This is a genomic window from Arthrobacter sp. PAMC25284 (assembly GCF_019443425.1).
GTDB classification, from domain to species: Bacteria; Actinomycetota; Actinomycetes; order Actinomycetales; family Micrococcaceae; genus Arthrobacter; species Arthrobacter oryzae_A.
The window spans coordinates 2,466,931-2,481,126 of sequence record NZ_CP080382.1 but is presented as its reverse complement, the minus strand read 5'-3'; the positions used below and the strand labels follow the sequence as shown (position 1 = coordinate 2,481,126).

9 protein-coding genes and 2 pseudogenes are annotated in these 14,196 nt (G+C 65.2%); 10 read left to right on the top strand and 1 reads right to left on the bottom strand.

The genetic code is table 11. From position 1 onward, the window contains the following. Window positions 1–90 precede the first annotated feature (90 nt). Window positions 91–1,600, top strand: a pseudogene (locus tag KY499_RS11515) (nucleobase:cation symporter-2 family protein). Between the two features lie 134 nt (window positions 1,601–1,734). Here KY499_RS11515 and KY499_RS11510 read toward each other — a convergent pair. Next, a pseudogene (locus KY499_RS11510) lies at window positions 1,735–2,491 on the bottom strand (IclR family transcriptional regulator). Window positions 2,492–2,701: 210 nt separating this feature from the next. Here KY499_RS11510 and KY499_RS11505 point away from each other — a divergent pair. The 9 genes from KY499_RS11505 to allB all read left to right on the top strand — a co-directional run bounded on the left by KY499_RS11505 (window position 2,702) and on the right by allB (window position 14,188). After that, entirely contained in the window at window positions 2,702–4,111 is a 1,410-nt protein-coding gene (locus KY499_RS11505; RefSeq protein ID WP_123256499.1) for an NAD-dependent malic enzyme, read from the top strand. Between the two features lie 27 nt (window positions 4,112–4,138). After that, entirely contained in the window at window positions 4,139–5,737 is a 1,599-nt protein-coding gene (aceB, locus tag KY499_RS11500) for a malate synthase A (protein ID WP_123256500.1), read from the top strand. Between the two features lie 3 nt (window positions 5,738–5,740). Further along, the gene (locus KY499_RS11495; protein WP_219885436.1) at window positions 5,741–7,018 is read left to right on the top strand and encodes a DUF6986 family protein; all 1,278 of its coding nucleotides are present in this window, start codon (window positions 5,741–5,743) and stop codon (window positions 7,016–7,018) included. Between the two features lie 11 nt (window positions 7,019–7,029). Then, the gene (locus tag KY499_RS11490; RefSeq protein WP_123256502.1) at window positions 7,030–7,842 is read left to right on the top strand and encodes a bifunctional allantoicase/(S)-ureidoglycine aminohydrolase; all 813 of its coding nucleotides are present in this window, start codon (window positions 7,030–7,032) and stop codon (window positions 7,840–7,842) included. Window positions 7,843–8,039: 197 nt separating this feature from the next. Continuing rightward, the gene (locus KY499_RS11485) at window positions 8,040–8,840 is read left to right on the top strand and encodes a hydroxypyruvate isomerase family protein (RefSeq protein ID WP_123256503.1); all 801 of its coding nucleotides are present in this window, start codon (window positions 8,040–8,042) and stop codon (window positions 8,838–8,840) included. A gap of 41 nt (window positions 8,841–8,881) precedes the next feature. Continuing rightward, complete coding sequence (locus KY499_RS11480) at window positions 8,882–9,760, top strand: 2-hydroxy-3-oxopropionate reductase (RefSeq protein ID WP_219885435.1); 879 nt, start codon at window positions 8,882–8,884, stop codon at window positions 9,758–9,760. Between the two features lie 55 nt (window positions 9,761–9,815). Continuing rightward, a complete protein-coding gene (gene gcl, locus KY499_RS11475; RefSeq protein WP_123256505.1) occupies window positions 9,816–11,594 on the top strand; it encodes a glyoxylate carboligase in 1,779 nt (592 codons plus the stop codon). 61 nt (window positions 11,595–11,655) lie between these two features. Further along, on the top strand, window positions 11,656–12,852 hold the full coding sequence (locus KY499_RS11470; protein ID WP_123256506.1) for a glycerate kinase: 1,197 nt from the start codon (window positions 11,656–11,658) through the stop codon (window positions 12,850–12,852). Continuing rightward, window positions 12,845–14,188: an allantoinase AllB gene (gene allB / locus KY499_RS11465; RefSeq protein WP_219885434.1), complete on the top strand. Its 1,344-nt coding sequence runs from the start codon at window positions 12,845–12,847 to the stop codon at window positions 14,186–14,188. Before KY499_RS11470 ends, allB begins: the two co-directional genes overlap by 8 nt. The last annotated feature ends 8 nt before the right edge of the window (window positions 14,189–14,196 follow it).

Below are 14,196 nucleotides of genomic sequence, written 5' to 3'. Positions count from 1 at the left end.
AACCGAGCCACCGATTTATCCGCAGCACCCAGTTAGCCAGACACCTGTTAGCCAGACGACGACGTCTGCCATGAACCAAGAAAGTCTGCCATGAACATGAAAAACGCCAAGAATGCCGCCAAGACGAGCGGCGGCCGCACGGCTCCTGCCCGTCCCGAAGACGAACGGCTCCCCATTGGAAGCACCTTCGCCTACGGATTCCAGCACGTCCTGACCATGTACGGCGGAATTATCGCCGTCCCGCTGATTGTCGGCCAGGCGGCCGGACTGTCTCCCGCTGACACCGGCATCCTCATCGCCGCCGCGCTCTTCATGGGCGGACTGGCCACGCTTCTGCAGACCCTGGGACTGCCGTTCTTCGGGTCACAGCTCCCGTTGGTGCAGGGCGTGTCGTTTGCCAGCGTGGCCACCATGGTGGCAATCGTCACCGGCGGCGGCGGCCTGCCGTCAGTCTTCGGTGCCGTCATCGCCTCGGCTGCCATCGGCCTGCTGATCGCCCCGGTCTTCTCCAAGATCGTCCGGTTCTTCCCGCCGGTGGTCACGGGCACCGTGATCACTACCATCGGCCTGACGCTGATGCCCGTCGCCGCCAACTGGGCCATGGGTGGCAACAGAAAAGCTGAGGATTACGGCAGCATGGCCAACATCGGCCTCGCCGCAATCACTCTTGCTGCCGTCCTCGTCCTGAGCAAGGTCGGCAGTGCGACCATCTCCCGGCTCTCCATCCTGCTGGCAATCGTGATCGGCACCGTTGTTGCCATTGTGACCGGCATGGCCAATTTCTCCAAGGTCGGCAACGGCCCGATCGCAGCCTTCCCGACGCCGTTCCACTTCGGAGCTCCGACCTTTGAAATCGCAGCGATCATCTCCATGGTCATTGTGGTCCTGGTGATCCTGACCGAGACCATGGCCGATATTCTGGCTGTCGGCGAAATCGTCGGAACCAAAACTGATTCCAAGCGTATCGCCGCGGGCCCTGCGCGCCGACATGGTGTCGAGCATGTTCGCACCGGTCTTCGGCTCCTTCACCCAGAGCGCGTTCGCCCAGAACGTGGGCCTCGTGGCTGTTACCAAGATCAAGAGCCGCTACGTTGTCGCCGCCGGCGGCGTCATCCTGGTCCTGCTCGGCCTGCTGCCGGTCATGGGGCGCGTTGTGGCTGCTGTTCCCACCGCCGTTCTCGGCGGCGCCGGCATCGTCCTGTTCGGCACCGTTGCCGCCAGTGGCATCCGGACTCTGGCCAAGGTCGAATACCGCAACAACATGAACCTGATCATTGTGGCGACCTCCATCGGCTTCGGCATGATCCCCATCGCCGCACCGGCCTTCTACGACCAGTTCCCCACCTGGTTCTACACGATCTTCCACTCCGGCATCAGCTCCGCCGCGATCATGGCCATCGCGCTGAACCTGCTGTTCAACCACCTGAAGGCAGGAAACTCCGAGAACCAGTCCGTCTTCGTGGCCGGCACCGGCAGAGTAATCCGCGAGGAGGACCTCAAGTGCCTGGCCGACGGCGACAAGTTCGAAAATGGCAAGCTGATCGACTGCGACGGCAAGGAAGTTCCCGTGGAACCGTCCGGCGTGTCGGACGAGCACTGATCCCTATCTGGTAAAGATCCTTCTGCCGGAGTAATAGTTGAGGCCCATGTTCATCAGGAACATGGGCCTCAACGCTTGCGTCGGCATTTCTAATCCGGTGGGCCCTACGGGCGCGCCGGCGAGGGAGACGGGATCTAGCTGTGGTTCAGTTCATCCGAGATTGTCTGTGCCGCCTCGCGCAGCAACGGCACGGCACGTTCCGCGAAGGACTGGTCCACCCGCGAGACCGGACCGGACACGGAAATGGCCGCCGGTGTCGGCGAGTTGGGAACCGCCATGGCGAAGCAGCGGACACCAATCTCCTGTTCTTCCTCATCGATGGAGTAGCCGCGTTCGCGGATCAGTTTCAGGTCCTGGAGCAGGCTCTCGATGTCACCGATGCTTTTCGGCGTGGCAACAGGCATCCCGCTGCGCTGGACGATCCCGCGGACAGTCTCGTCGTCGAGTTGGGCCAGGATCGCCTTGCCGACGCCGGTGGCGTGGGTGTGGGCGCGCCGGCCCCACCTCAGTGAACATGCGCATGGAGTGCAGGGACGGCACCTGGGCCACATAGATGACCATGTCCGAGTCCAGGACGGCCATGTTGGCTGTTTCGCCCAGCCGGTCCACGAGGGACTTCAGCTGCGGCCTGGCCAGCGCACCCAGCTGCTGGTTGGCACCCTCGCCCAGCCGGATCAGCCGGGGGCCCAGGGCGTAGCGCCGGTTGGGCAGCTGCCGGATGTAACCCAGCGTCACAAGCGTGCGCAGGAGGCGGTGGATAGTGGGCAGCGGCAACTCCGTCGAGGACGAGAGTTCGCTCAGCGTGACTTCTCCGCCGGCGTCGGTAATGAGTTCCAAGAGTTCGAAGACGCGCTCAACGGACTGCACGCCTCCGGGGGCTTTTTCAGCCATAACGGGGGTCTCCTGCGGGATCGATGTGGCAATTAGTATCCACATCGTGAAAATAATTGCTTGGGGTGCCAGAGTTAACAGTACGGCCCGCAGACCAGCCTGGCACTCTCAGGCTTGTATTTCCACAAAGTAGATAATAATATCCATAATACGAAACTTTTTGATTTAGCACAGCAGCCCAGCCCTGGGCCCGAACTGGAGGAACATTCAATGGCGAACCCGAGCCCCGGAAATTCGATCACCCTGCGCGTGGACGCGCCGTCCAGCTTCACCGCCACGAGCGAACTCGCGGCCGCCGTCGGCGCTGCCGGCGCCGCCATCACCGCCCTGGACGTCACCGAATCCCACCACGAGACGCTCGTGGTCGATGTCACCTGCAACACCACCGATGACGAGCACGCCGGCCGCGTCAAAGACGCCCTGAATGCGCTCGATGGCGTTACAGTCCGCAACGTCTCGGACCGCACCTTCCTGATGCACCTCGGCGGCAAGCTCGAGGTCGTGCCCAAGGTCGCCCTCCGCAACCGCGACGATCTTTCCCGCGCCTACACCCCGGGTGTTGCCCGTGTCTGCATGGCGATCGCAGAGAACCCCGACGCCGCCCGGAACCTGACAATCAAGCGCAACACGATCGCCGTCGTCACCGACGGCTCCGCTGTGCTGGGCCTGGGGAACATCGGCCCCGCAGCGGCGCTCCCGGTGATGGAAGGCAAGGCGGCGTTGTTCAAGCAGTTCGCCAACGTCGACGCCTGGCCGGTCTGCCTGGACACCCAGGACACCGAGGAAATCATCATGATCGTCAAGGCTCTCGCCCCCGTCTACGGCGGCGTGAACCTTGAAGACATCGCGGCACCGCGCTGCTTCGAGATCGAGAACCGGCTCCGCGAAGAACTCGACATCCCGGTCTTCCACGACGACCAGCACGGTACCGCCATCGTCACCCTGGCCGCCCTGACCAACGCCCTGCGTGTGGTGGACAAGAAGATCGGCGACGTACGGATCGTGGTCTCCGGAGTCGGCGCCGCCGGTTCCGCCATCATCCAGCTGCTCAAGGCCCAGGGCGCCCGGCACATCATCGCTGCCGGACGCTCCGGTGCCATCCACTCAGGTCAGGACTACGACGACGAGCACCGCACCTGGATTGCGGCGAACACGAACGAGGAAGGCTTCTCCGGGACCCTGCACGAGGCAATCAAGGGAGCCGACGTCTTCATCGGCGTCAGCGCCCCCAACGTGATCGGCGAGGAGCAGGTCGCCGCCATGGCCAAGGACGCGATCGTCTTCGCCATGGCCAACCCGACCCCGGAAATCGACCCGGTCATCGCCTCCCGGCACGCCGCAGTCGTGGCCACCGGCCGCAGCGACTACCCGAACCAGATCAACAACGTGCTGGCCTTCCCCGGCTTCTTCCGCGGCCTGCTGGACGCCGGAGCATCGGACATCATCCCGGAGATGCTCGTGGCGGCCGCCGAGGCAATCGCCAACCGCGTGGCTGACGACGAGCTCAACGCCAGCTACATCATCCCCAGTGTCTTTGATCCGCACGTTGCCGCCGACGTCGCGTCCGCGGTCGCGCACGCAGCCCACGCAGCCCGCGCCGCGGTCTCCGCCAAAGCCTGATTCACCGCCAAGGAAAGGACCCGGACAATGGCTCTCTCAGTCACTGACCCGCACCCGATTGAACGTGCCGAAGAAATCCTGACCCCGGAGGCGCTGGCCTTTGTGGAGGAACTCCACCACCGCTTCGCCGGCACCCGTACCGAACTCCTCAAGGCCCGCGTGGTGAAGCGCGAGCAGGTGGCCCGGACCGGCAAGCTCGACTTCCTGCCCGAGACCCGGGACGTCCGGGAGGGCGACTGGACGGTTGCTCCCGCCCCGGCCGCTCTCCAGGACCGGCGCGTGGAAATGACCGGCCCCGCCACACCCGCCAAAATGGCAATCAATGCGCTGAACTCCGGCGCCAAGGTCTGGCTGGCGGATCTTGAGGATGCCAGCACGCCCACCTGGCCCAATGTCATCGACGCACTCCTTAACCTCCGGGATGCCGCAGCGGGGACGCTGAAGTACACCTCCCCGGAAGGGAAGGAATACAGCCTCCGGACCGACGCGCCGCTCGCCGTCGTCGTCGCACGTCCCCGCGGCTGGCACATGGATGAGCGCCACCTGATCATCAACGGACAGCCCGCGGTCGGAGCGCTCGTCGATTTCGGCCTGCACTTCTTCCACATCGCCAGGCAGCTCATCAGCAATGGCCACGGCCCGTACTACTACCTGCCCAAGATGGAGAGCCACCTCGAGGCGCGGCTCTGGAACGACGTGTTTGTCTTCGCCCAGGACCACCTTGGCATCCCGCAGGGCTCCGTCCGCGCCACGGTGCTGATTGAGACCATTCCTGCCGCGTTCGAAATGGACGAGATCCTTTACGAGCTCCGCGATCACGCCTCCGGACTCAACGCGGGCCGGTGGGACTACCTGTTCAGCATCATCAAGTATTTCCGCGATGCCGGTGCCAGCTTTGTGCTTCCGGACCGGGCCACGGTGGCCATGACAGCGCCGTTTATGCGTGCCTACACTGAATTGCTCGTCAAGACCTGCCACCACCGCGGCGCCTTCGCCATGGGCGGTATGGCCGCGGTCATCCCCAACCGGCGCGAACCCGACGTCACCGCGCAGGCCTTCGAAAAGGTCCGCTCGGACAAGACCCGTGAGGCGAACGACGGTTTTGACGGTTCCTGGGTTGCACACCCGGACCTGGTTTCAACGTGCCGGGAAGTGTTCGACTCCGTCCTGGGCGACCGTCCCAACCAGCTGGACAAGCAGCGGCCCGAGGTATCGGTAACCGCCGACCAGTTGCTGGACATTGCCTCAGCCGACGGTCAGGTCACCGAGGCCGGCCTGCGCCTGAACCTGTATGTTGCCGTGGCCTACACGGCGGTCTGGGTCTCCGGCAACGGAGCGGTGGCCATCCACAACCTCATGGAAGATGCCGCCACCGCCGAGATCTCCCGCTCGCAGGTCTGGCAGCAGATCCGCAACAAGTCCGTTCTGGCAGATACCGGCAACACCGTCACCCGCGAACTCGTGGAGAAAATCCTGGCAGAGGAAACGGAAAAGCTGCGCGGCGAGGCCGGCGAGGAGAGCTTCCAGAAGTTCTACCTGCCCGCCAGCCGGCTGATCGCGGACATCTGCCTCTCCGAGGAGTACACGGACTTCCTCACCACGCCCGCCTATGAACTGATCGGCTGAAAGATGGCAAACAATCTTTCCCTGACCGGCAGGGACCTGGCCGAGATTGAATCGCAGCTGGCCGCGACCGACCGGCTGCTGGAGCGGAACTACCCGGGCGACGACGGATCCCGCCAGCCGGTGCATACCGTCTACGTCCCTGCGGACCGCTTCACGCCGTCGTTCGCGGCCGACTGGGGCGCCCAGGCGCTGGCAGCGGCGGACGCCCACGGCGGATTGGTCCGCCTCGGTGAACTGCTCGGCCAGGACGCCGACCTCGCCAAAGCGGTGGCGTCCCGGGTGTCAGCCAAGCTGGCCGCCGAGCCGATCGAGGACCTGCGGCTGGACTTCGAGGATGGCTACGGGGACCGGGGCGACGACGCTGAGGATTCCGCCGCTGTGGCGGCCGCCTCGACGGTGGCGGCTGCGGTCGCAGCGGGCACGGCCCCGCCCTTCATTGGCATCCGTTTCAAATGCTTTGAAGCTGCCACCAGGAACCGCGGACTGCGCACGCTGGATCTTTTCGTCGCGAAACTTGCGGGCGCCGGCGAGCTCCCGGAGGGCCTGATCCTTACCCTGCCCAAGGTCACCACGGTGGCCCAGGTACAGGCCATGGACTATGCCGTCTCCCGGCTCGAAGAGATCCACTCGCTGCCGCACGGGCGGCTCAGGTTTGAAGTGCAGGTGGAAACACCGCAGCTCATCCTGGGCCCCGAGGGAACCTCACCGGTAGCTCAGCTGCCGCACGTCGTCCCGGGCCGGATCAGCGGTCTGCACTACGGAACGTATGACTATTCGGCCTCCCTGCAGATCTCCGCCGAGTACCAGTCCATGGAGCACCCGGTAGCCGACTTCGCCAAGGAAGTCATGCAGTTGGCTGTCGCCGGCACGGGCATCCGCCTCTCTGACGGCTCAACCAACATCATCCCGGTCGGCGATGGCGTTGAGAATGCCTGGGCCATCCATGGCCGGCTGGTCCGCCGCTCGCTGGAGCGGGGCTTCTACCAGGGCTGGGACCTGCATCCGGCCCAGCTGCCCAGCCGTTTTGCTGCGACCTACGCGTTCTACCGGCAGGGTCTTCCGGCCGCCGCGGCCCGTCTGCGAAACTACGTGGAACAGACCGAAGGCGGCGTCATGGACGAGCCGGCCACCGCCCGGGCACTGGCAGCGTTCGTGCTGCGCGGCGTCCAATGCGGTGCCGTCGGTGCCGACGAAGTCCAGGCGCTTGCCGGCGTCGGAGTTCCGCAGCTGACCGCACTGGCCCACCCGCGGCTGGCCACCACTTCCAACTCTCTCAAGTAAGGATCTACCCGATGGGCAAGTACTACACTCCCAAAGGCGGCCTGCCGCCGCAGACCCACCTCACTACTGAGCGTGCCATCGTCACGGAAGCCTATACGGTCATCCCCAAGGGTGTTATGACCGACATCGTGACCAGCAACCTGCCGGGCTTCTCCAACACCCGCTCCTGGATCATCGCCCGCCCCATCTCCGGGTTCGCCACCACCTTCTCCCAGCTGATCGTGGAAATCGGCCCGGGCGGCGGCGCGCCCAAGGCGGAATTTGAAGCAGGCGTCGAAGGCGTCATCTTCGTCACCAAGGGCAAGGTCAACCTGACCCTTGACGGTGAACTGCACCAGCTCGAGGAAGGCGGCTACGCCTACATTGCTGCCGGCGCACAGTGGGGCCTGGAAAACGTCTCGGACGACGTCGTGTCCTTCCACTGGATCCGCAAAGCCTACGAGCGGCTCGAAGGCTACGAGGCGAAATCCTTCGTCACGAGTGACCAGGAAGTCGAGCCGGGCGAAATGCCGGATGTCGACGGCGTCTGGAAGACCACGCGGTTCGCGGACCCCAACGACCTGGCACACGATATGCACGTGAACATTGTGACGTTCAAGCCGGGCGGTGTGATCCCGTTCCCCGAAACCCACGTGATGGAGCACGGCCTGTATGTCCTTGAGGGCAAGGCGATGTACCTGCTCAACAATGACTGGGTGGAGGTGGAGGCAGGGGACTTCATGTGGCTGCGCGCCTTCTGCCCGCAGGCCTGCTACGCCGGCGGGCCCGGCAACTTCCGCTACCTGCTCTACAAGGATGTCAACCGTCAGATCCGCCTGACCTAACCATCCGCGAACGGCGCCCCGGCTCAATCTGACCGGGGCGCCGTCGTTTAACTACCGCTCCGGTGGTTTCAGGGTTGACGGCGTGCGCCGCGAAGCCTAAACTTTTCATAAAGCAGAATAAAGATTCCACAAAGTGGAATCTTAGAAATGTGCAAGCTACCGGTTGTTGCCGGTTCAGAGGGCTAAGGACGAATCCAATGACGTATACCGTGAACTGCTCCATCCTGCTGACGGAACTGCCGCTCCTCGAGCGGCCCGCGGCCGCCAAGGCAGCCGGCTTTGACGCTGTCGAATTCTGGTGGCCGTTTGACACCTCAGTCCCTTCGGACACCGAGGTTGCGAAGTTCGAGCAGGCCATTACCGACGCCGGTGTCCAGCTTTCCGGCCTGAACTTCAACGCCGGAAACATGCCCGGAGGGGACCGTGGCCTGGTCTCATGGCCGGCCCGCTCGGCCGAGTTCCTGGATAACATCGACGTCGTCGCCGGCATCGGGGAGCGCCTCGGCTGCAAAGCTTTCAACGCCCTCTACGGCAACCGCGTCGATGGAGAGTCCGCCGAGAAGCAGGACGCCGTCGGCGCCGAGAACCTCGCAACCGCCGCCGCCGGAGTGGCCCGGATCGGCGGAACCGTCCTTCTGGAACCGGTCAGCGGAGCGCCGCGGTACCCGCTGCTCACCGCGGCCGATGCCTTGAAGGTTATCGCCAGGGTCAAGGAAGAGTCCGGCGCGGACAACGTCAAGCTCCTCGCAGACTTCTACCACCTGGCCGTCAACGGTGACGACGTCGCCGCCGTGATCGAACAGCACGCCAAGGACTTCGGCCACATCCAGATCGCCGACAACCCCGGCCGCGGAGCCCCCGGAACCGGCAACCTTCCGCTCGGCGAATGGATCTCCCGCAGCCGCGAACTTGGCTACTCGGGCTACATCGGCCTCGAATACAAAGAACCGGCCGAAACCGCGTTCACCTGGGCAATCCGCGAGTCCGCCGCAAACTGACCGCGCACCCGGCCCCACACATTTCAGCAAAGGAAAACGTCATGAGCAACGTAACAGTCATCGGTCTCGGAATCATGGGCCTCCCCATGGCCATCAACCTCGTCAAGGCCGGCCACAGCGTCACCGGCTTCAACCGCAGCCAGGACAAAATCGACGCGCTGATCGCCGAGGGCGGCCAGGGTGCAACGAGCATCGCCGACGCCGTCAAGGAAGCTGACGTCGTCATCACGATGGTCCCGGACTCCCCGGACGTCGAAGGCGTCGTCTCCGGCCCCGAGGGCCTGTTCGCCAACGCGAAGCAGGGCACCCTCTGGATTGACGCGAGCAGCATCCGCCCCGACGTGGCCAAGCGGCTTGCGGACGATGCCAAGGCAGCCGGCATCCGCGCCCTGGATGCCCCGGTGTCCGGTGGCGAGCAGGGCGCCATCACCGCCGCGCTTTCCATCATGGTTGGCGGCGAAGCCGCCGACTTCGAAGCAGCACAGGACGTGCTCAATGCTGTGGGCAAGACCATCGTCCACGTGGGCCCGGCCGGCTCCGGCCAGACCGTCAAGGCAGCCAACCAGCTGATCGTCGCCGTCAACATCCAGGTCCTGGGTGAAGCCGTCGCCTTCCTCGAGGCCTACGGTGTCGACACCGATGCGGCACTCAAGGTCCTCGGCGGCGGCCTGGCCGGTTCCAAGGTCCTGGACCAGAAGGGCCAGAAGATGCTGGACCGCGACTTCACGCCCGGCTTCCGCCTCGCCCTGCACCACAAGGACATGGGTATCGTCACTTCGGCCGCCCGCGAAGCCAACGTCTCGCTTCCGCTCGGCGCCCTCGCCGCGCAGCTCGTCGCCGCCACCGTCAACCAGGGCGACGGCGGCCTCGACCACTCCGGACTGTTCAAGCAGACCCTCCAGCTCAGCGGCCGCAAGTAGCTCTGCCGCACATCAGCCGCACCACCACACCCAACAGACTTTCAAGGAGAACACCATGACGAAGATGCGCACCGTAGACGCAGCCGTCGCCATCCTGGCAAAGGAGGGCGCTATTGAGGCGTTCGGCCTGCCAGGTGCAGCGATCAACCCCTTCTACTCGGCGATGCGGGAGCACGGCGGTATCCGCCACACGCTCGCCCGGCACGTGGAAGGCGCCTCCCACATGGCCGACGGGTATTCCCGTGCCAAGGACGGCAACATCGGCATCTGCATCGGCACGTCCGGCCCCGCCGGCACCGACATGATCACCGGACTCTACGCAGCCTGGGCGGACTCCATCCCCATGCTGTGCATCACCGGCCAGGCCCCCGTCGCCAAGCTGCACAAGGAAGACTTCCAGGCCGTGGACATCGAATCCATCGCCAAGCCGGTCACCAAGATGGCCATGACGGTGCTCGAGCCCGGCCAGATCCCGGGTGCCTTCCAGAAGGCATTCCAGCTCATGCGCTCCGGCCGCCCCGGCCCCGTGCTGCTGGACCTGCCGTTCGACGTGCAGATGGCCGAGATCGAGTTCGACATCGACACCTACGAGCCCCTCCCGGTCGAAAAGCCCAAGGCCAGCCGCAAGCAGCTGGAAAAGGCGCTGGACATGCTCACCGCAGCCCAGCACCCGCTGATCGTGGCCGGCGGCGGCGTGATCAACGCTTCGGCCTCGGCGCAGCTCGTTGAACTGGCCGAGCTGCTCAACATCCCGGTCATCCCCACCCTGATGGGCTGGGGATCCATCCCGGACGACCACCGCCTGATGGCCGGCATGGTGGGCCTGCAGACCTCCCACCGCTACGGCAACGAGACCATGCTGGCCTCGGACTTCGTGATCGGGATCGGCAACCGCTGGGCCAACCGCCACACCGGCGGACTGGACACCTACACGTCCGGCCGCAAGTTTGTGCACATCGACATCGAGCCGACCCAGATCGGCCGCGTCTTCTCCCCGGACCTGGGCATCGCCTCCGACGCCGGCGCGGCGCTGGACGGGCTCCTGGAGCTCGCCCGGGAACGCAAGTCAGCCGGCACTTTGCCGGACTACAGTGCCTGGGTCGATGAGTGCATCAAGCGCAAGGGCTCCCTGCAGCGCAAGACGCACTTTGAGAACGTACCGATCAAGCCGCAGCGTGTTTACGAGGAAATGAACAAGTCCTTCGGCAAGGACACCACCTACGTGACCACGATCGGCCTCTCACAGATCGCCGGCGCCCAGATGCTGCACGTCTTCGGGCCCCGCAAATGGATCAACGCCGGCCAGGCCGGCCCGCTGGGCTGGACCGGACCCGCCGCGCTCGGCGTGGTCCGCGGCAAGCCGGGCGAGACCGTCGTCGCCCTCTCCGGTGACTACGATTTCCAGTTCATGATCGAAGAACTGGCCGTTGGCGCACAGTTCAACCTCCCGTACGTGCACGTGGTGGTGAACAACTCGTACCTGGGCCTGATCCGCCAGTCCCAGCGCGGCTTCAAGATGGAACAGAACGTGTCCCTGGCGTTCGATAACATCAACTCCCCGGAGACCAACGGCTACGGCGTGGACCACCTGAAGGTCGCCGAAGGCCTGGGCTGCAAGGCCATCCGGGTGGAAGACCCCAAGGACCTGCCGGCTGCCTTCGACAAGGCCAAGGCGCTCATGAGCGAGTTCAGCGTCCCCGTGGTGGTCGAAGTGATCCTGGAAAAGATCACCAACATCTCCATGGGCACCGAGATCGACGCAGTCAATGAGTTCGAGGAACTCGCCGCACGCGGCGAGGACGCACCGACGGCCATCATCGCCCTGCTGGACTAATACCAGCCACCTACCGCGCGCCAACCCCGGCACGTCTGATTCATCGAAAGGAAACCCCGGCATGCGAGTGGTCATAGCACCGGACAAGTTCAAGGGCTCACTATCGGCCCCGGACATCGTCACCCACCTCACAACGGGTCTTCAATCCGTGAAACAGACTGCCGGGCAGGTCCTGGACGTGGACGGCATCCCCGTGGCCGACGGCGGCGAGGGCACCCTCGACGCCGCCGTCGGCTCCGGCTTCACCCGCCGCAGCGCCGTCGTCAGCGGCCCGACGGGCGAGCCGCTTGAGGCCGAATTCGCCGTGCGGGGCCGCGAAGCGGTCATTGAAATGGCGACGGCGTCAGGACTCGCCGTGTTGCCCGGCGGCACGAAGGATGCCCTGGGGGCAACGTCCCTGGGCACCGGGCAGCTGATCCGGGCGGCCCTGGACGCCGGTTGTCGCAAGATCATCCTTGGTGTCGGCGGAAGCGCCAACACCGACGGCGGAGCCGGGGTGCTGCAAGGTCTGGGTGCGCGCTTCATGGATACGGACGGAAACCAGCTTCGGGCCGGCGGGGCTGCCCTGGCCGGGCTGAAGTGGATTGATTTCTCCGATTTCGATCCACGGCTGGAGGACACCAGGTTCGTGCTGGCCAGCGACGTCGACAATCCGCTGCTTGGCCCGGACGGCGCGGCGGCAGTGTTTGGCCCGCAAAAGGGGGCCTCCAGTGAGGACGTCCGCACGCTCGACGCCGCACTGGCACGCTACGTGGAGGTGCTCGGCGAGGAGCTGGGCTCCCGGGCGCTGAAGGCTGCGGAAGCCCCGGGCGCCGGGGCCGCAGGCGGCGTCGGCTATGCCGCGATTGCGGTCCTCGCCGCTTCCCGCCGGCCGGGAATCGACGTTGTCCTGGAATTTACCGACCTCGCACACCGGCTGGTCGGGGCGGACCTCGTGATCACCGGCGAAGGCAGCCTGGACGAACAAAGCCTGCTCGGCAAAACCCCTATGGGAGTAGCGCGCGCGGCGGCGCTGGCCGGCGTCCCGATCATCGCCGTCTGCGGCCGCACCACGCTGACGGCGGAGCAGTTGAGCGCCGCAGGATTCCAGGCGACGTTTGCCTTGACCTCAATTGAAGACGACGTGGAAACGTGCATCAACGAAGCCGGCCGTCTTCTCGAACAACTTGGAACCGCCATCGGCGGCCAGCTCGGTCCTGATTCCCCCTGGTTCCAGCCCATGAACACCACATCCTCGAAGGAGACCCTCAGTGCCTGAAGAACGCTATGACTTGGTTGTTCGTGGTCGGCGTGTGTTGACGACGGCGGGGATCGCGGCGCGTGAGGTAGGGATCCGGGGTGGGCGGATTGTTGCGATTGAGCCGTTGGGTAATGCCCTGGCCGGGGCGGAGGTCATTGATTTGGCCGATGACGAGACGATGATCCCGGGTCTGGTGGATACCCATGTCCATGTCAACGAACCGGGCCGGACGGAGTGGGAAGGGTTCGCGTCCGCGACCCGGGCCGCCGCGGCCGGTGGCGTGACGACGATCATCGATATGCCGTTGAACTCGGTCCCGCCGACCACCACGGTCGAGAACCTCAAACTCAAACGCGAGGTCGCCGCGGATCAGGCGTTCGTGGACGTCGGGTTCTGGGGCGGGGCGATCCCGGGGAACCTGGCGGATCTCCGGCCCCTCCATGACGAGGGGGTGTTCGGGTTCAAGTGCTTCCTGCTCCACTCCGGGGTCGATGAGTTCCCGCACCTGGAGGCCGATGAAATGGAAACGGACATGGCCGAGTTGAAGTCCTTCGACTCGCTCATGATCGTCCACGCCGAGGATTCCCACGCGATCGACCGGGCCCCGCACCCGGGCGGGGACCACTACGCGACCTTCCTCTCCTCCCGCCCGCGCGGGGCCGAGAACAAGGCCATCGCCGAAGTCATCGAACGCGCCCGCTGGACCGGGGCCAGGGCGCACATCCTGCACCTGTCCTCCTCGGACGCGCTGCCGATGATCGCTTCGGCCAAACGCGACGGCGTGCACCTGACCGTGGAGACCTGCCCGCACTATTTGACCCTGATGGCCGAGGAAATCCCGGACGGTGCGACCGCGTACAAATGCTGCCCGCCGATCCGGGAGGCCTCGAACCGGGAACTGCTCTGGAAAGGCCTGCAGGACGGGACCATCGACTGCATCGTCTCGGACCACTCACCCTCGACCCTGGACCTGAAAGACCTCGAAAACGGCGACTTCGCCGTCGCCTGGGGCGGGGTGTCCTCCCTCCAGCTCGGCCTGTCCCTGATCTGGACCGAAGCCCGGCACCGCGGGATCCCCCTGGAACAAGTGATCTCCTGGATGGCCGCCAAACCCGCCGCACTCGCCCGCCTCGCCACCAAAGGCCAGCTCGCCCTCGGCTACGACGCGGACTTCTCCATCTTCGCCCCCGACGACGCCTACGTCGTGGACGTGACCAAACTCCAGCACAAAAACCCCATCACCCCCTACGACGGCAAAGCACTCTCCGGCGTCGTACGCAAAACCTACCTCCGCGGCCAGCAAATCAACAACCAGACCCCCCACGGCACCCTCCTGCGCCGCGGCGGCATCTAACCCGCACC

Bases quoted from the DNA above. Each gene is read 5' to 3' on its own strand.
- KY499_RS11505 (WP_123256499.1), top strand. From the start codon at position 2,702: ATGGCGAACCCGAGCCCCGGAAATTCGATCACCCTGCGCGTGGACGCG.
- aceB (WP_123256500.1), top strand. From the start codon at position 4,139: ATGGCTCTCTCAGTCACTGACCCGCACCCGATTGAACGTGCCGAAGAA.
- KY499_RS11495 (WP_219885436.1), top strand. From the start codon at position 5,741: ATGGCAAACAATCTTTCCCTGACCGGCAGGGACCTGGCCGAGATTGAA.
- KY499_RS11490 (WP_123256502.1), top strand. From the start codon at position 7,030: ATGGGCAAGTACTACACTCCCAAAGGCGGCCTGCCGCCGCAGACCCAC.
- KY499_RS11485 (WP_123256503.1), top strand. From the start codon at position 8,040: ATGACGTATACCGTGAACTGCTCCATCCTGCTGACGGAACTGCCGCTC.
- KY499_RS11480 (WP_219885435.1), top strand. From the start codon at position 8,882: ATGAGCAACGTAACAGTCATCGGTCTCGGAATCATGGGCCTCCCCATG.
- gcl (WP_123256505.1), top strand. From the start codon at position 9,816: ATGACGAAGATGCGCACCGTAGACGCAGCCGTCGCCATCCTGGCAAAG.
- KY499_RS11470 (WP_123256506.1), top strand. From the start codon at position 11,656: ATGCGAGTGGTCATAGCACCGGACAAGTTCAAGGGCTCACTATCGGCC.